This window comes from Pseudoalteromonas thalassia (assembly GCF_049257215.1).
Taxonomy (GTDB): Bacteria; Pseudomonadota; Gammaproteobacteria; order Enterobacterales; family Alteromonadaceae; genus Pseudoalteromonas; species Pseudoalteromonas lipolytica_C.
The window spans coordinates 180,806-199,810 of sequence record NZ_JBMMUE010000006.1 but is presented as its reverse complement, the minus strand read 5'-3'; the positions used below and the strand labels follow the sequence as shown (position 1 = coordinate 199,810).

General features: G+C 42.1%; 12 protein-coding genes. 9 read left to right on the top strand and 3 right to left on the bottom strand.

Features of this window, described 5'->3' with window-relative positions; translation table 11 throughout:
* The first annotated feature begins 173 nt into the window (after positions 1 to 173).
* The gene (locus AAEU31_RS09725; RefSeq protein WP_421967109.1) at positions 174 to 1,586 is read left to right on the top strand and encodes a pectate lyase family protein; all 1,413 of its coding nucleotides are present in this window, start codon (positions 174 to 176) and stop codon (positions 1,584 to 1,586) included.
* Between the two features lie 119 nt (positions 1,587 to 1,705).
* Here AAEU31_RS09725 and AAEU31_RS09720 read toward each other — a convergent pair whose 3' ends face one another.
* Both AAEU31_RS09720 and AAEU31_RS09715 read right to left on the bottom strand, forming a co-directional pair.
* Positions 1,706 to 2,104: a DUF2750 domain-containing protein gene (locus tag AAEU31_RS09720; protein WP_421967108.1), complete on the bottom strand. Its 399-nt coding sequence runs from the start codon at positions 2,102 to 2,104 to the stop codon at positions 1,706 to 1,708.
* Between the two features lie 85 nt (positions 2,105 to 2,189).
* On the bottom strand, positions 2,190 to 2,771 hold the full coding sequence (locus AAEU31_RS09715) for a TetR/AcrR family transcriptional regulator (protein ID WP_138557141.1): 582 nt from the start codon (positions 2,769 to 2,771) through the stop codon (positions 2,190 to 2,192).
* 121 nt (positions 2,772 to 2,892) lie between these two features.
* Between AAEU31_RS09715 and AAEU31_RS09710 the strand changes: the two genes are divergently transcribed.
* The 8 genes from AAEU31_RS09710 to AAEU31_RS09675 all read left to right on the top strand — a co-directional run bounded on the left by AAEU31_RS09710 (position 2,893) and on the right by AAEU31_RS09675 (position 18,319).
* Complete coding sequence (locus AAEU31_RS09710) at positions 2,893 to 3,936, top strand: alkene reductase (protein ID WP_421967107.1); 1,044 nt, start codon at positions 2,893 to 2,895, stop codon at positions 3,934 to 3,936.
* Positions 3,937 to 4,147: 211 nt separating this feature from the next.
* On the top strand, positions 4,148 to 6,505 hold the full coding sequence (locus AAEU31_RS09705; protein ID WP_421967106.1) for a TonB-dependent receptor domain-containing protein: 2,358 nt from the start codon (positions 4,148 to 4,150) through the stop codon (positions 6,503 to 6,505).
* 56 nt (positions 6,506 to 6,561) lie between these two features.
* Positions 6,562 to 7,689, top strand: coding sequence for an alkaline phosphatase family protein (locus tag AAEU31_RS09700; RefSeq protein ID WP_421967105.1), 1,128 nt, complete (start codon positions 6,562 to 6,564; stop codon positions 7,687 to 7,689).
* Positions 7,686 to 8,747: an alkaline phosphatase D family protein gene (locus AAEU31_RS09695; protein WP_421967104.1), complete on the top strand. Its 1,062-nt coding sequence runs from the start codon at positions 7,686 to 7,688 to the stop codon at positions 8,745 to 8,747. Before AAEU31_RS09700 ends, AAEU31_RS09695 begins: the two co-directional genes overlap by 4 nt.
* A gap of 151 nt (positions 8,748 to 8,898) precedes the next feature.
* Positions 8,899 to 12,243, top strand: coding sequence for an exodeoxyribonuclease V subunit gamma (gene recC, locus AAEU31_RS09690; RefSeq protein ID WP_421967103.1), 3,345 nt, complete (start codon positions 8,899 to 8,901; stop codon positions 12,241 to 12,243).
* Positions 12,230 to 15,805 (top strand): exodeoxyribonuclease V subunit beta, encoded by a 3,576-nt coding sequence (gene recB, locus AAEU31_RS09685; protein WP_421967102.1) that lies wholly within the window; start codon positions 12,230 to 12,232, stop codon positions 15,803 to 15,805. The genes recC and recB overlap by 14 nt, the downstream gene beginning before the upstream one ends.
* Positions 15,806 to 15,810: 5 nt before the next feature.
* Positions 15,811 to 17,877 carry an exodeoxyribonuclease V subunit alpha gene (recD, locus tag AAEU31_RS09680; protein ID WP_421967127.1) on the top strand — a complete coding sequence of 689 codons (2,067 nt, stop codon included), beginning with the start codon at positions 15,811 to 15,813 and terminating at the stop codon, positions 17,875 to 17,877.
* Positions 17,864 to 18,319, top strand: coding sequence for a GNAT family N-acetyltransferase (locus AAEU31_RS09675; protein WP_421967101.1), 456 nt, complete (start codon positions 17,864 to 17,866; stop codon positions 18,317 to 18,319). The genes recD and AAEU31_RS09675 overlap by 14 nt, the downstream gene beginning before the upstream one ends.
* Here the strand turns inward: AAEU31_RS09675 and AAEU31_RS09670 are convergent.
* Positions 18,316 to 18,945: a trimeric intracellular cation channel family protein gene (locus AAEU31_RS09670; protein WP_253038369.1), complete on the bottom strand. Its 630-nt coding sequence runs from the start codon at positions 18,943 to 18,945 to the stop codon at positions 18,316 to 18,318. The two genes, AAEU31_RS09675 and AAEU31_RS09670, sit on opposite strands and share 4 nt — an antisense overlap.
* Between the last annotated feature and the right edge of the window lie 60 nt (positions 18,946 to 19,005).

The following is a 19,005-nucleotide window of genomic DNA, read 5'->3' as shown; positions in this document are numbered from 1 at the left end:
TGTTGTTCCTTTTTAAAAGGCTTTTATTGTGTTCTATTTTCTTTTTAAAAATCCATTTGCCACCGGTGGCAATCGGAGGTAACATAAAGTTAACACTGCATTAATTAAACTGTCAATTTTTTAATCAGCATAAAGGCTGGTTTTTTCTAAAAGGTACAAAAAGGTGGGTTTGAATGAAAAGTGAACAATACCGGTTTTGTCGAAACGTCCTGTTGCTACTGTTTGGTGCATTGAGTGTGTCACTATTTAGTGCAAATAGTATGGGTCAGTCGTTAACGCCTAGGCCTATTGCCTTTGATGGTGCCGAAGGGTTTGGTAAATTCTCTCGAGGTGGCGCAGAGGGTAAGTTGTATATTGTAACGAGCCTCGAAGACAAAGATGAGCCTGGAACCTTACGTTACGCAATTAAACAAAAGCATCCTCGCGTTATTACATTTGCTGTGTCTGGGGTGATTAAGCTGTCAAAAGAATTAAAAGTAAACCACGGTCGAATCACGCTAGCAGGGCAAACCTCTGCGGGAGGCATTACCATTTCAGGTGCGCCATTTACTGTCTCAAATGCAGAGGATGTGATTATTAGATTTATTCGTTTTCGATTAGGGACATTTAAGGTGGTAGAAGACGCATTAACTGTGCGCAATTCTAACAATGTTATTATAGACCATTGTTCATTAAGCTGGTCTGTTGATGAAACGGGTAGCTTTTACAATAATCGTAATTTCACATTACAAAACTCTATTATTTCATATAGCTTAAACGACTCTATTCATCCTAAAGGAAAGCATGGTTATGGTGGTATTTGGGGAGGAGCTAATGCCTCTTTTATTAATAATATAATAGCAAATCATGCAAGTAGAACTCCCCGTATAAATGGACACAGACTAAAATCTCCTTACCCTTACACAGATGAATTTATCGAAGTGAGTAATAATATTATTTTTAATTGGGGACACAATAATGTGTATGGCTCTGAGAATGGGCGATTTAACCTGATAGCGAATTATTACAAACCGGGTAAAGCGAGCAAGCGCATTCAATTTGCGGATATTTGGTTCTCCCCATTAATTAGCAAAAACCAAGCTTATATCGCTGGAAATATTCTAGAAGGGTACCCAGAGTTTGATGATAAAAACTGGTTAGCTGTCAATTATAGAAATAAAAAAGAAGGGAAACGTATCGCCAGCCAAGCAAACAGCCCTTGGTTGAGTGATAAAAAAATTATAGTTGAGAAAGAGTCTGATTTTAAAGAAAAGAATGCGAAGCAGGTGTTTTATGACATCGCACAAAATCAGTTAGCGGGAGCTAATAGAAATGCAAATGGTGTGTTCATAGACAGCGTTGACCAGTTAGTTTATGACCAACTCAAAGACAAGCGTCCCGTAACAGGGGATGGGTTAATTAATCATGAACTTGACGTTATTCCTAGCTGGCAAGCGTATGAAGCTCAATTTAAAGATGTTGCTGTTGTTCAAGATAAAAATAACGACGGTATTGCCGATAGCTGGTTTGCACAACAAGAAGCGGTGTTAAAAACATTAAACGAATCACAAAAATTAGAATTATATTTAGAGCATTTAGCAAAGTAGTCAATAATTTTTGTTAAATTGGCAGGATTAGGTATTTTACGGATTGGTATCATAGCCTATCGGTAAATGCCGCATAACAAAGGGAGCTATTCCTCCCTTTGTTAAGTTATAAGCATGATTTAAAAACGTCTTTTTGGCACTCTTAGTTGCGAGTCAAACTCATCGGGGAATAAAATCGTGCCATCATCCTCATCAGTTGGGAATACAGCAATCAGTAAGTCATCTTGTTCAAGGCCGGGTGTCCAGCGGCTTAACCAATCTTTTACTGGAATCGCTTTGGGCTCGCAATCTTGCCATTCACCGGTTGCCCAGCTTTGTGCAAATTCGCGGCTAGGCCATACAGGGACACAGTCGTCGTCTTCGTTAGAGAGCATGACACAGCCATGTTCATCATTGAGGATCCATACTTGTTTAAACTCTTGAACCGTTTCAAACATATAAGCGAGTCGTTTCTTTGCGCCTAAGGCGAGTACAGCATCAAACTCAGTTTCAACACGTTTAGCAGTTGCATTATTCATGACAGGCTCACTCTTTTAGTTATACACAGCTACACCTTAATCATAAGGTGATAAATAAATATGACAAGTAAAGTTAATAGCTAAATTAATTTACTAATGCAGCGAATAGATCGTCAGCAAGTTGTTGCAGAGATTTTGGATCTTGATTTGTTAGTGCATAGGTACGAATACCGTATATACCCATTACTAAAAAGCGCGCCAACTGTTGAGCTGGCTTGCTACTTTTAAATTCGTTGTTATCAAGGGCTTTTTGAATTTGTTCGGCGAGGGCATTCTCGTAGGCATTAAGGTTACCACGCAGCACACTACAAATTTGTGGATCATTGCCTTCAACCTCAGAAATACTTTTTGTAAGCAAACATACCTTGGCAACTTCACCTTCAATACATTCATCAACAATCACAGTTAAGTAATGTTTGAGGGTCGATAAAATTGATTGTTGGTCATTAAAGAGGGCAGTAAATTGTTGGTTTCTGTCTTTTTGATACTGCTCAGTAGCGGCTAAAAATAAGCCTTTTTTGTTGCCATAAGCCGCGTAAATAGAGCCCGGATGAAGATGAGTCACTTCTTTTAATTTTTGCATACTGGTCTTCGCATAGCCATATTGCATAAAGGCATGCATGGCTTGGCGTAGTACAAATTCAGTATCAAATTCAGCAGTTCTCATTAAAGCTCCTCACGATTTATAAACGAAGTTTACGTAATCTTGAACGAATATTCAAAATAAACCTTGAAGTGTGTATGTTTCGCCCTTATCTTGAATTTATGTTCAAGATAAGGATAAAACCATGACAACCGATTTACTTTCTCCATTTAAACTAAACGACAGTATTGAGCTGCAAAACCGTGTACTAATGGCCCCACTTACACGCTGTATGAGCGACGATAACCTCGTTCCAACCCAAGCGATGGTTGATTATTATGCGCGCCGTGCCGATGCCGGTTTAATTATTAGCGAAGCAACAATTATCCGCCCAGATGCTCAAGGTTACCCAAATACACCGGGTCTATTTACCAGTGAACAAATTCAAGGTTGGAAGAAAGTGACCGATGCTGTGCACGCGAAGGGCGGCAAAATGTTTGCTCAGCTTTGGCACGTAGGTCGCGTTGCTCACCCTCACTTTTTTGGTGGTGATGTACTAGCACCATCAGCAATTGGTGTAGAGGGGTCGGTACCAAGAATGCGCGAGTTAACTTACGTTACCCCAAAAGCTGCAACCATTGAAGACATCCAAGCTTTAATTGCCGACTATGCAAAAGCGGCTGAAAATGCAATTGAAGCGGGTTTTGACGGCGTTGAAATTCATGGTGCGAATGGTTATTTGATTGATCAATTCTTACACTTTGCTGCCAATCAACGTGAAGACCAATACGGTCAAACACCAGAAAACATGTCACGTTTTGCTCTTGAAGTTGTTGATGCTGTAGTGGCAGCCATTGGTGCAGATAAAACAGCATTACGTTTATCGCCAGGTGCGTATTTTAATATGACTGAAAGCGACGGTGATAAAGCAGTATTTGATTATCTATTACCAGCACTTGAAACACGTAACCTTGCGTACCTACATGTTGGTATTTTTGATGACAGCATGCGCTTTGCAAGTTTAGGTAATAAGTCGGCGTCTGAATATATGCGTGGTGCTTATAAAGGTACCTTGGTAGGGGTAGGTAGCTATAGCTTTGAAACAGCAAATCAAGCTATCGATAACAACCAATTTGATTTAATTGCGATTGGTCGCCCATTCATTGCGAACCCAGATTACATCAGTAAAGTTAAAAATGGTGAAGCGTTAACACCATATAGCGAAGAAATGCTGGCTGAGTTGATTTAAGCAAATCTAATAATATTGTCCAACCAACAAGCGCCCAGTTAATTTAACTGGGTGTTTTTCTAATACTTTCTTATTTATTAAACAGTTGAGTCTTAAATCTGCCATGAAAATGCATTAATTGTTTAACTGTTGTGTCAAAAATTTTGACCCTAAATGTCATACACGCTCTGCATACTGTGCCCGCTTTTATATACGTAACCTTGGAAAAACAATGAGCACAGTAACTAAAAAAACAAAACTAAGCCTTGTCATCGCAACGCTTTTAGCAACATCGGCAAATGCAAACACCAATAACGAAATTGAAGAAATTACCGTTGTTGCAAAGCCAACCAGTTATGCAAATAATGTCATTGAACCTGCCATGCTTGAGCAACAAAGTTCAGTATCAAGTGTGTTAGCCGTGATTGATAACTTACCGGGTATTAGCATCAACGAAGGTGATGCATTTGGTGGTGACGATTGGTCAACCACCATTACTATGCGTGGCTTTAGTATCGATGGTAATCAACAGCAATTAGGTATGACGATTGATGGTATTCCTAATGGCGGTTCTAACTATGGTGGCGGCGCAAAAGCAAACCGTTATCTTGACAGCGAAAACTTAGCAACGGTTGAAGTAGGGCAAGGTACGTCTGATATTGCCTCTGCATCACTCGAAGCGCTAGGCGGTACATTTAATTTTGTGAGTGCACAACCGAGTACTGAGCAAAGCACCACGTTTGCTTATACAACGGGCGATCACAATGCTAGCCGTTACTTTGTTAAACATGAAACCGGCACAGTGTTTGATAACACGCAAGCCTATATTAGCTATTCGCAAACAGACACTAGCCGCTGGATTGGCGATGGCAGCAATGGTGGTAAAGACAACCAGCATATCGAAGCTAAGTTTGTGTCAGACTTTAGCGACCTAACCGTAACGGGTCGTGTATCGTATGATGATGTTCACGAAATTAACTATAACAGCATCAGCATTAGTGAGTTTGAACAAAACCCTGACTGGGATCGTTTAACTTGGAATTGGACTGGCGTGCCGCATTTTGATCAAATGTTTGCTGAGGGCTGGGGTACACTGCGTGAAAATACCCTTGCGTATGTAAAGTTTGATTACGCATTAGGTGCCACTTCAAACTTAAGCTTGTCGCCTTACTACCATAAAAACTCGGGTCGTGGCGATTGGATCCCGCCTTATTTAACGTCACCGGTTGATGGCGATGGTAACCCAACAACAATTGGTGGTGAAAACGCAGGCAGCTATGGCTTTACAGATAGCGACGGTAATCCACTTGCACCTGCTGCAGGTTGTACGGCAAGTTTAGAGTGGCCATGGTCATCTGGCCCAGGTTTAAACCCAGCCTGTTATTCAGATGATGCCATTCCGGTTATGTCGTATCGCCATACTCACTACAAAAAAGACCGCTTAGGTATGACCGGTGAGTACCAAGTAACGCTTGGCAATCATGATATTGAAGCCGGCTTTTGGTTTGAACAAACAGACCGCGATGAATCACGTGACTGGCATAAAGTTATTGATGCCCGTGTCTATCATCATTTCGACCAAACACCGTATTGGACACAGTACAAGAACACGTTTGAAACAGATACATTCAAATGGTACGTGCAAGACTCAATCAGTTTAGGCGATTTCACACTTAATTTAGGTGCTAAACAATATCTTGTTGAACTGCAGCGTTATAACCATTTTGAAGATGAATATTCAGATAAAATCGACAGTGATTCAGACGTACTATTCAGCGGCGGTGTGTTGTATCAGCTATCTGCAAGCACAGAGTTATTTACCAGTTACAGCGAAAACTTTGCGGCAATTAAAGATGGCGTACTTGAACGCGATTCATCAACACTGACCGAAATTGAACCTGAAACAGCTGAAAACATCGACCTAGGTGTGCGTTACAGTGATGACCGTTTACGTTTAACGGCAACGGCTTACAGCATTGAATTTGATAACCGTATTACTTTTATTGCCCCGGGCAGTGATACCGATGGTATCGACTACACGATTGGCACGAACGGTTCTTACATCAACGTAGGCGGTATTGAGTCAACAGGTGTGGAGCTTTCTGCAAGCTATATGCTGACTGACAAATGGAACCTTTACACATCGTATACCTACAATAACTCTGAGTATCAATCGAACGATCCAAGTGCATATAACGGTGATGGTGAGTTACTTGATGAAGCATCTGCAAGCTTTAAAGCGGGTGATGAAGTGATTGACTCAGCACAAGATTTATTTGTGGTATCAGCAGATTATTACAGTGGTGATTTCCGCTTTGGTTTATCGGCTAAATACACCGGTGAGCGTTTAGGTGCATGGACTGATGAACAAACCCGTACACGTAACAAGGTTGATGGCTACACCTTGGTTGATTTAAACATTGGTTATAACACGAGCCTTGATTCGGGTGTGTTTAAATCACTCGACCTTGCATTTGTGGTTAATAACCTGTTTGATAAATCATATCTAGCGGGTGGTACAGGTAATGGTTCAACCTACTTTATTGGTGCACCACGTACCGCTGCTTTAACACTTACTGCGCAGTTCTAATTAATAAGCGACGTTTTAAACAGCCCATCTTTGATGGGCTTTTTAGCAGGTGATATATGAAAAAAATAATTTTAGCGACGGCAGTGGTCGCAGCATCTTTTTTAAGCCTAAATAGTAAAGCTGCCGACAATGTTGTGCTCGTTACTCTTGATGGACTTCGCTGGCAAGAAGTGTTCTCTGGTGCAGATAAAAACTTAATTGATAACACTGATTTTGTTGCAGATACAGATGAGCTAAAGGCGCTTTTTTGGCGAGATGACCAAGCACAGCGTACACAAGCGTTAATGCCATTTTTTAGCGAAACACTGGCAAAGCAGGGCGTTTTGATTGGTGATAGAACTCAAGGTTCATTTATGTCGGTAAGCAACCCGTGGTATTTCTCATACCCAGGTTACAGTGAAATATTAACCGGCATTGTAGATGAAAATATCGATAGCAACGATAAAGTGCCTAACCCCAATAAAACCATTTTAGAGAGTTTAAATTCTCAACCCGAGTTTAAAGGTAAAACCGCGCTTTTTGGTAGCTGGGATCTGTTTCCTTATATTGTAAATCGCGAACGAAGTGGAGTTTTTGTTAATGCTGGCTTTGAATCTTTTGATGCGGTGAAATCAGCCGAAGTGACTCTGCTAAACCAAATGCAAAGCGAGATCCCAAGCCTTTGGCACAATGTTCGCCTCGACAGCTTTACCTACCGATTTGCCAAACAATATTTATTAAATAAACAGCCGCGTTTGCTTGTTATTAGCTTGGGTGAAACCGATGATTTTGCTCATAACGGTAAATACGATGCCTACTTAAAATCGGCTAAACAAAGTGATGCGTTTATTCGTGACCTTTGGCAAACAATTCAACAAACACCGGGCTATAAAGACAATACCACATTGATCATTACCACCGATCATGGCCGTGGCAGTCATGCTGATGATTGGCAGCATCATAGTTCGAAGCGCGCTTTGGCACGTTCAGAGGAAGCTATTAAGCACTTTCCAAATGGTATTGTTGGCTCTGAACACATTTGGCTAGCAGCCATCGGCCCAGATATAAAAGCAACAGGCTTAATTAAGCCAAGCAATGAGCTTAAACAAGCGCAAGTAGCGGCAACTGTGCTGAGCATTTTAGGTGTAAATAGTCAGCATGTTAATCCGAAAATGGCGGCGCCGATTAAGGAGATTTTAAAATGAGTTTAACTTTTAGTTTGTTTAAAAGCGCCTTATCTGGGTTAATGCTGGTTAGTAGTGTGAGTGCGATTGCCGCGCCAAGTAAAATTTTGTTTGGCTCATGTGGTCATCAAGACAAGGCTATTCCGATTTTTGATGCCATCAACAAAGAGCAAGCCGATTTATTTATGTTCCTTGGCGATAACATTTATGGTGATACCGAAGATATGTCGGTACTTGCTGATAAATATCAACGTTTAGGGCAAAAGCCGGGCTTTAAAACATTACGTGCGAATACGCCAATCATTGCCATGTGGGATGACCACGATTATGGCGAAAATGACGCAGGTAGCGAATACCCCAAAAAACAGCAATCACGAAAAATCATGCTCGACTTTTGGCAAGAGCCTGCGGATTCTGCTCGTAGAACTCGCGAAGATGGTATTTACACTTCGTACACGTACGGTGAAGGTGAGCAAACAGTAAAAGTGATCATGCCTGATCTGCGTTTTAATCGCACACCGTTGAATCACGTATCGGCGATGACCTATCAACTTGAACGAAAACCTGCAAAACAAGGGCCTTATAGCCCAACAACTGATAAAAACGCTTCTATGCTTGGCGAAAGCCAATGGCAATGGCTTGAACAAGAGCTCAAGTCAGATGAAAAGATAAAAATCATTGCCTCAAGCTTGCAGCTATTAGCTGATTTTACAGGCTGGGAGTCATGGGCTAATTATCCTGCTGATCGTGAGCGTTTATTTACGCTTATTAAAAAGCATAAAGTAAACGGTGTAATTATTGTCAGTGGCGATACCCACTGGGGGGAACTCTCAAAATATCAAGATAACTTAGATTACCCATTATTTGATATAACTAGCTCTGGGCTTACAGAAAAGTGGAAAGATGTTAGCCCTAATAAACACCGTGTGGGTGATTACACTCATGAGGTTAACTACGGCGATTTAACAATCGATTGGCAAAAAGCAGATCCTACCATTCGTATTGCGCTTAAAGGTATCAAGGGTGATGAGATAATGCACACCGAGTTTGCGTTATCGACGATAAGTCCATACCAGTAAATATTGCCTGTAGCGCATACCCGTAATACGTACCCGCAGCTCATGGCAAACATGGAATTAAGCCTTGTTTGCGGCTATTTCTCTCTATCCCATCTAATTAAAATATCTTACACTGTGTCAATTAGTTAGTTTCAAGCAAGGACAGTGTAAAGTGCTGAATATAATTCAATCAAATCGCATGGAAGCACTGCAAGCGCGGTTTCACGCTCTTCTTAAAGTTAATCCATTAACGAGCCCCTTTAAAAAAGAAATTGTGCTTGTGCAGTCACCGGGTATGTCGCAGTGGCTAAAGATAGGTTTAAGTGAACACTTAGGGATTGCAGCTCAGGTCGACTTTCCGCTGCCTTCGAGTTTTATATGGCAGCTTTACCAACAATTATTGCCAGATGTACCCAGTGAATCACCGTATAACAAAGCTAACCTTGCTTGGAAGCTGTTTGCGATTTTACCAAACTGCATTGATGAGCCGCTGTATTTACCACTGAAAACCTATTTAGATGGTGACAGTGAGGGGCAAAAAACCTTTGCCTTGTGCGAGAAAATTGCCGACGTTTATGACCAATACTTAATGTATCGCCCCAATTGGATTACCACTTGGGAGCAGGGCATTGATGAGCTTGATGATGTTGATGTGGGCATTGCGCCATGGCAGCCAGATCTTTGGCGCAAGCTGGTGTCGCACAGTAAAGAACTTGGGCAAAGCCAATATCACCGCGCCAACATGCAAGACAAACTCCTTGCAGCCCTTGAAAAAATGGACGCAAGCCTATTACCTGAGCGTATTAGTTTATTTGGTATTTCTGCAATTGCGAGCAGCCAGCTTGAAGTGTTTCAGGCCATTGCGAAAAAAACGCAGGTGTTTTTGTTTTTCTTCAACCCCAGTGAGCATTACTGGGGCGACACACTTGATGAAAAAACAGCAGCCAAAATTGCTGCTAAATATGCCAAACGCCCGCAGTTACAAGCACTTGAAGACAGCGCTAAAAACCCTGATCACGAGTACTTTTTTATTGGTAATCCGCTACTCTCGTCGTGGGGTAAATTAGGCCGAGACTATTTTGAGCAGCTACTACAACTAGATGCGCAGTGGCTAGACGGATTCGATAACGATTTTGATCAAAGCTTGCTATCGCAAATTCAGTCTGAAATTTACCAATTAGCCTTTAAGGGCGAATCACTTACGCCTGATAAAGAATGGTTTATTAATGACGAAGGCAAACTGCCAATTCAGGCAGATGACACCAGTATTGTGCTGAGTGATTGCCACACGCCACTTCGTGAAGTAGAAAGACTACATGATTACTTGCTCAATCTATTCAATGAAAATAAAGCGCTAACACCAAAAGATATTATTGTAATGATGCCGGACGTTGGCACATACAGCCCGTACATTGAGGCGGTGTTTGGTGGTGCCGAAGGGCGACGCTTTATTCCTTATGCGTTAGCCGATTTAGCCATAGAGCAAGAAAAGCCCGTGCTTAGCTCGTTTGCTAGTTTAGCCGATTTACCTTATTCACGCTTTGGTGTGTCTGACATCCTTGATTTACTGCAAGTCACGCAAATTGCCGATAAATTTAACCTCGAACCCCACGAATATGAGCAAATTGGTTTTTGGCTTGAACGCGTTGGCGTTAAATGGGGCTTAGATGCCGCCCATAAAGACAGTTTTGGCTTACCAGCAATAGATTTAAACACTTGGCAACATGGCCTAAACCGCTTGTTACTTGGCGTTGCGCAACGGGATGAACAATTGCCGTTTTCGGGGATTTACAGTGCCGATGAAGTTGAAGGCATGGCACTGAATACCTTAAATAAACTCATTGAATTTATTGATGTACTTGCCCGTTATAAAGCCAAGCTGCAAGCTGATGCACCACTTAACGAAAAGGCAGAAATTCTAAAAGAGTTATTAAGCGATATATACAGTGATGAAGGCGAACAAAGCTGGGATTTATTAGTGCTGCAAAAAGTGCTTGATACACTGATTAAGCATTATGACAATGGTGATTACCAACAAGCCGTTTCGCAGCGCATTGTAAGTTACCTTGTAAAACAAGGTATTCAAGAAAAAGGCGTAGGGCAGCGCTTTTTAGTGGGGCAAGTTAACTTTTGTACGCTGATGCCAATGCGTGCAGTGCCATTTAAAGTAGTGTGTATGCTAGGTTTAAATGATGCGGATTACCCGCGTACAGTTCAGCCAATTGGTTTTGACTTAGTTCCTTACTCAAAACGCCAAAAAGGCGATCGCTCTCGTAAACTCGACGATCGTTACCTGTTTTTAGAAGCGATTTTAAGTGCTCGTGAGAATCTATACATCAGTTATATTGGCCGTTCTTGCTTTGATAACCAACCAAGAATGCCCTCAACCTTAGTGAGCGAGCTTTTAGAATACATAGCCCGTAGTTTTGAGTTTGCTGATCAAGACACTCACTTAAAGCTACCAGAGGCGCTAATTAATTATCAGCACTTACAGCCATTTAACCCAGCTTATTATCTGACCACTAACAAAGAAGGTAATAAAAACCAAACTGATGACGAGAAAAAAGCAAATAAACCGCTAGCCACACAATTACACAGCTATAACCCAGTGTGGGTGCCAACTCAAGCTGTTAACCCTGAACCTCAGCAAGCGCTTAGTGTCCAGCCAGAAAGCAGTGTTGAATTAACTCAGTTTATTCGCAGTATTTGCCAGCCGCACGAGAGCTTTTATCAGCAAAGTTTGGGTTTACGCTTGCCGCAATTTAACGATATTGCAAAAGATGAAGAGCCATTTAGTTTAGACGCATTACGTCGCTACTTTTACCTAGACGAAATTCTCGAAGCCAGCATTCAAGAAATTCCTCTGAACCAAGCGCAAATAATGCAGCGCGGTGAGTTACCTCAAGCCCATGTTGGCGATCTTGTATTTGAAAGTATGCAGCACCGAGTTGATGCGCTTGCAGGGCAAGTGAAAGCACATATTCAAGGTGATGAAGCATTACCCGTTGAAGTAAATATTAAAATTGCCAATACCACACTAGAAGGTTGGTTAAATCATATTTATGGTCAAAAACAGGTGTTTTATCGCACCGCCAGTATTAAAGCAAAAGATGTTATTCGTGGCTTTGTGCATCATTTAGCGGCGCAAATAATGGGTCAGCCTGTTGAAACCCTTATTCTTGGCTTAGACAAGCAAATTAGTTTTTCACCCTTGTCAGAAAACGATGCCCGCAAGTATTTAAACGATTGGTTCTCGCTTTATGAAACGCTTTTAACTCGCCCAGTGGCGTTTTTTCCGGTCAGTGGTTACGAGTACATAAAAACAGATAAAGATATGGTCAAAGCAAACAATAAATTCGCGCCGCAATACATAGGCATGGGTGAGGGTGAAAACCCGTATATTCGTTTAACCATAAAGAGCCTTAAAGATTGTGAAGAAGAGTTTATAAAATGGAGCGAGCTGCTGTTATCGCCAATTGTTGAATTAGCACAGGAGGCCGATCATGCAAACGCTTAATCCAATGAGTATGGCGCTGTGTGGGCAAAGCCTTATTGAAGCCAGTGCCGGTACAGGTAAAACCTACACCATCACAGGTTTGTATTTACGGTATTTGTTGGGCTTACAAAAAGCGACCGGTGAAGATGAAGCATTAAATACGCCGCTTAGTGTTGAGCAAATCCTAGTGGTGACCTTCACTGAGGCCGCCACCCAAGAAATTAAAGACCGTGTGCGAGCACGTATAATCAATGCCAGAGATGCTCTGCTTGGCAAAGAGCCCGATGATGAGCTGATTGAGCAAGTAATTGACGAGGTAACTGACAAACACGCCGCATTTGATTTGCTAGACGCTGCGGCAAAGTCGATGGATGAAGCCGCTATATTTACCATTCATGGCTTTTGTCAGCGAATGCTGAAACAACATGCTTTTGAGTCAGGGGTGGCGTTTAACTTAGAGTTTATTTTAGATGAGCGTGAGCTTATTCAAGAAACCCTTAATGACTTTTGGCGTGCTTTTGTTTACCCACAATCAAAAGAGCGCACGCAAGCAATTACCGATATTTTCCCAGTGCCTGCATCACTGTATTCACAGGTGGTGAGTTTACTCAATAAACAAGGGGCAACAATCATCCCCGAGTATGACCTTGATGAAATATGGCAAGCACGCGACAGCTTTGTGGCAAAAGTCCCGGCATTTAAAAAGGCGTGTCGTGAGAGTGAGTTTATTAATGCTGTAAAAACGTCTGATTTAAGTGGCTCAAAAACCCCAGGGCGAAAAAACAGCCTTGCAGCGCTTGAAGAATACTTAAACAATGACGAGTTGTTTTTTGTATTTGGTACTAATAAATACTCGTTTGAAGTGTGGAGCACAGAGAATTTAAGCGACCCTGCAAATTACAAGAAAAACGGTAGCTTACTCAGTCACGAAATGCTGGCTCGGTTTGATGAAATGGCGCAACTTAGTAGCCTTATCAATAACGGATTGAATATTGCGATAGTGCAATACGCAGCTAAATGGGTGGCAAATGCATTAGTTAAACGCAAGCAAGAACAAGGTGTTATTACTCCAGATGACTTACTGAGTAACTTGCATCAGGCGCTTTTAAGTGAGCAAGGCCAAGCATTAAGTGAAAAAATTGCCGCTTTGTTTCCGGTTGCCATGATTGACGAATTCCAAGATACCGACCCAGTTCAATATGGCATTTTTAGCCGTATTTATGGCATTAAAAACACCACCCTTGCCATGATAGGTGACCCAAAACAGGCTATTTATGGTTTTCGTGGTGCAGATATTTTTACTTACATTGGCGCAAAACAAGCCGTAGCAAAAGACAAGCAATACACTCTAGATACCAACTACCGCTCAAGTGAAGGGGTTGTTGATAGCGTAAACCGCTTATTTGCTAAAAATGACAATAGCTTTATTTATAACGACGCAATCCCATTTCAAAAGGTTAATGCGAAGGGAAAACAGCAAGACAAAGCGCTTTTAATAAACGGTGAAATGCCAAGTGCATTTGAATTTTCGGTTTTTGTTGATGAGTACGCCGAAGCTAACAACAAGCCAACCAGCAAAGGGGTGGCTCAACAGGCATTGGCTTTGCAATATACGAAAAAAATTACTGAGCTACTCAAGCAAGCTGATGCAGGCGCTGCAACCATTGCAGGAAAACCTCTTACTGCGGCTGATATCTGTGTGTTAGTGCGTGACCGAAACGAAGCACAGCTGATGAAAGCCGCACTGGCAGAAGCCGCCATTGCCAGTGTGTATTTATCGCGTGATAGTGTTTTTAACCAAGAGCTTAGTCATCATTTACTGAACTTTTTAACGGCATTGCATGGACAGTATGATGAATCATTACTGCGCGGTGTACTTGCTGGGCCATTGTTTTGCTTAAGCTACAACCGCATTTATCAGCTTCACGAAAATGAAAGTGCATGGCAAGAACATCTAAACTTTTTTGCTCAGCTTGCTCATATTTGGCATAAACAAGGCGCTATGGCGATGCTTGAGCGTTTATTAAGCCATAACCAGCTCGCAGCGCGTTGGCAAGGCTTAGGTTACAACGTTGAGCGCTGGCTCACCGATTTCCGCCATTTAGGAGAAATCTTACAGCAAAAGCAAATTGAGCTTGAGGGCACCCACAGATTGCTGCGTTGGTTTGCACAAAAAGTTAGTCAACAAGATGGTGAAGCGGTGCAATTACGCCTAGAAAGCGATGCAAATTTGGTGAAAATTGTCACCATGCACGCCTCAAAAGGCTTAGAGTACCCGATTGTATTCATGCCGTTTGCCTGTGGCTATCGCGAAAGCAAAGAAGCCCTTTATCATAAAGACGGTAAGCTGATTTATGACCTTGCTAAAAGTGACGAGGCAATGCAAAAAGCAGAGCAAGAGCGCTTGGCTGAAGATTTACGCTTACTTTATGTGGCGCTGACTCGTGCCGTGCATTTTTGTTCTGTGGGTATGTATAACATTTCGCAAGGTCGTAGTGCTCGCCCTGGTATTCAAAGTACCAGCATTGGCCATGTATTATTTGCAGGGTTAGAGATCAAATCGGGCGATGAATGGCGTGCCTTATTACAACAATTTTGTGAAGGCTCAGCGCACATGCACTATGAGGCGTTTCGCCAAGCAGATGAGCTTGAAAAGTTAACATTTGTTGGAGCTGACAGTGAGCAAACCTATCAAGTTAATACTGTAAAAGCAGACATTCAGCGTGATTGGCGCTCAACCAGTTTTAGTAGCTTAACGCTGAAAAAGCATACTGACCATATTGAGCTTGGGCGCAGTGATGAAGACCACGAAAAAGATGAATTTTTAGCCCAAAATGCCAATGCTTTAACTCCTTACAGCTTCCCTAAAGGGGCTAAGCCGGGTAGTTGTTTGCATGAAATTTTTGAGCAATTAGACTTTACCGACCCTTATGCGTTAAAGCGTCCAGCCAGCGAGCAAGACGACCATGCACTTGATAAAGTGATCAAAAAGTTATTCGAAAAATACCATATTGATGATAGCTGGCAGGAAATGACCGAGCAGTGGATCCTTGCTGCACTGAATTGTCCATTAAACGATAAAGGGCTTAGTTTATCAGTACTTGAGCCTGATACCTGTTTGGTCGAAATGGAATTTAATTTACCACTATTATCGCTCTCAAGCGATAAGCTTAACCAAGTGTTGGTAAAACATTTTAACTTACCTGGGCAGCTCGACTTTAGTGAGGTACAAGGCTTACTAAAAGGCTTTATAGATTTAATATTTTGCTGGCAGGGTAAGTATTATATTCTTGATTATAAATCGAACTTTTTAGGCAATAGTGCGGCTGATTACCAACATGAGCAACTAGAACAAGCCATGACCAGTCATCAGTATCATTTGCAGTATTTAATATATACCGTAGCACTGCACCGTTTATTAAAACAACGTATTCAAGATTACGATAGCGACACGCATTTAGGCGGTGTTTACTACACCTTCTTACGTGGTATGAGCGAAGGGCAAGGGGTGTATTTTAATCAGCTAACAAAACAGCAAATAACTGAGCTTGATAGCTTATTCGCACAAGGAGCCATGCTATGAGTCAAATGACATTCGGCTTTGATGACCATGAGCCAAACGAGCCAATGAATAAGCAGTCAGAACAACATGCCCAAAGCGATTTAGTGTTGCCTGCCACAGAACTTAAAACACAGCCGTTACTGAGTTATTTACTTGAGGCAAAACGTATTCGCTTAGTTGATGTGAAACTCGCTGAGCTACTTACTGGCACAGAAACAGTAGCAGGTTCACAATCGTTGATAGAGAATAACGATGCAGCGCACTGTGAGGTTTTTTACCTTATTTTATTGCTTGCGGCAGCGCAGCAAAGTCAGCACAGTTGTTTAGAGCTCGCGAATATAAACTGGCAAAATCCGTTTGAAATTAAACAGCAAAGCTTAGCTGATGCCAGCATCGCAGCCCCTGATGTTTTAACACCGTTTGCGGCAGAATTTGGCCTTACTGAGGCCGTTAATAAATTAATGAATGCTGATTGTGTAGGGGACGACAAGCCACTGCTATTGTTTGCGAATAAACTTTACTTTGCCCGCTTGGCAGAATACGAAACCACTCTTGCATCGCGTTTACATCATTTAGCAACGAAAGAGCTCACACTTGATGAAGCCGCATTAACGGCATTACTTGAGGTGTATTTTCCTAGCAGTGAACATACACCCAACCCAAGCGATCCTATTAAAACATTAAACTGGCAAAAAGTAGCCTGTGCGATTGCTGCAACAAAAGGTTTTAGTGTGATCACCGGTGGCCCGGGTACAGGTAAAACCACCACGGTAACTAAGCTACTGGCCATATTACAATCTTTGTATGCCAGTGCGCCGCTAACAATTAAGCTGGTTGCACCGACAGGTAAAGCGGCAGCGCGTTTAACCGAGTCGATTTTAGGGGCAAAACAAAAGCTTAGTATGATCCCTGATAATATCGCGCCACTTATTCCTGACAGCGCGCAAACGATTCACCGTTTACTGGGCGTTATTCCGCATACCAATAAGTTTCGCCATAACAAGCGTAACCCACTGCATTTAGATGTACTGATCATTGATGAAGCATCGATGGTAGATTTATCGCTTATGGCAAAACTCATCGAGGCATTACCGAGCCATGCAAGGCTTATTTTACTGGGTGATAAAGACCAATTAGCCTCGGTTGATACGGGCAGTATTCTTAGCGACCTATGCCAAGGGTTAGAGCTTGGCAAAATGCCTGATTACAGCAGTGAAAGAGCAGCGCAGCTTAATCGCGTTTGTTTTAATAATCAGAGCGAGATACCCGCGGCGAGCAGTCATTTTGTACTTAACGATTGTATTGCGTTTTTACAGCAAAGTTATCGTTTTGATGGCAGCAGCGGCATTGGTCAATTAGCACAAGCTGTAAATACCAATAACACAGGCTTACTGGGCTATGTAGAGCAAACGATTAATCAAGGTGGCTTTAAAGACCTTAAACTTAATTACAGCGTAATTAGTAAACCGATTGAGCAATTTGTGCAACAAGCGGCGTTGCAATACCACGATTATTTGCAACTTATCCAGCAAGGGGCAAGTGTTGCCAGTGTGCATAAAGCATTTGCGCATTATCAGTTACTGGCTGCCGTCAGAGAGGGAGATTACGGTGTAAATAGCCTTAATCAGCGTATTGAAAAAGCACTGGCTCAACAAGGTTTAATTTCGCCATATCAAAGGCATTATGTGGGTATGCCAATTATGATCAGTCAAAACGACTACCAGCTAAAACTGTTTAATGGCGACATAGGTATTTTAATGCATGATGAGCAAGGTCAGTTAAAAGCCATGTTTGTTGATGAACAAGAAAATATTCGCGCCTTTTCGCCCGCCCGTTTACCTGCTCACGATAAAGTGTATGCCATGACAATTCATAAGTCGCAAGGCTCTGAATTTGCTTACACTGCAATGATTTTACCACCAATAAAACAGGCTAATCAGGGCATTAACAGGCAATTGGTTTATACGGGGATCACCCGCGCGAAAACCACATTTGAGCTGGTGGCCGATAAAAATGTATTGCTTATGGCGATGAATAAATCTGTTACTCGTGCATCAGGTTTATACGATAGGTTAAAACATGAAGCTAGTTAAAGTAACGAGTGAGCAACTCAACGAGTTAATGGGGTGGTTTAACACTGAGGCCGAACTGCGTATTTGGTCTGGGCCATTTTTTAATTACCCATTTGATACGCAAAGCTTTAAAAACGATTTAAACCTAGATGCGCTGAATTCTTACGCGCTGGTTAATGACGAAGGCCAGATGTTAGGGTTTGGGCAATACTATTTACGTGAAGGACGTTGCCATTTAGGGCGGCTGGTTATCGCGCCAAGCGATCGTGGTAAAGGTCTTGCAAAAGTGTTGATAAACTTACTAGGAGAGCAGGGCAAACAGCAGTTGCAGTGCGATAGCTTGTCGTTGTTTGTGTATAGCCACAATACCCTTGCTAAAACGGCCTATGAAAAGCTGGGGTTTATTCAAACTCAGTACCCCGCTGACATGCCACTCGATGGCTGTATTTATATGACTTGCTAAGAGCGTTTAAAGCTGCTTTTACGAAACAGATTAGGTTGCCAGCCAAAGTGTATGGCGCCTAATCTTAAACATACCGTTACAGCAAATGCGCCAATAATGCACCAAATATAACTGACCTCAAGGGTGAATAAAGCCGCATAAGTTAACCCGCCAGATAAGCAAGCGGTTGAATAGAGTTCTTCGCCCATTACTAGAGGCACTTCACGGCAGATCACATCACGCATCAGGCCGCCAAAAATACCCGTGGTCATACCCATGGTGATGGCAACAATCATATCTGCGCCGCCAATCAATGCCTTTTCGATACCAATAATATTGAAAATCGCCATACCCACGGCATCCATTAATAGCATGGTGGTGTTACTTAAATCGGGTAAGTGACGAATTGATAAAATAGAGGCGAATATGGCAATGTAAGTTGCGTACAAGTAATCAGGCTGAGCTATCCAAAATACAGGTTTGTTAAGTAATATGTCTCGAAGTGTGCCACCACCCAAGGCAGTGACGGTGGCAACGACCACCACTCCAAAACCACCAACACTTTTTTCATGGCCCAGCAAGGTGCCAGAAATAGCAAAAAATGCTACACCGATAATGCTTAAAAAGTGAAAGTATTCTGATGTCATGGGGCTTCCTTACCTGTTTATAGTAACTAAACCCTAGCAAAACGAACTTTATTGATGCTG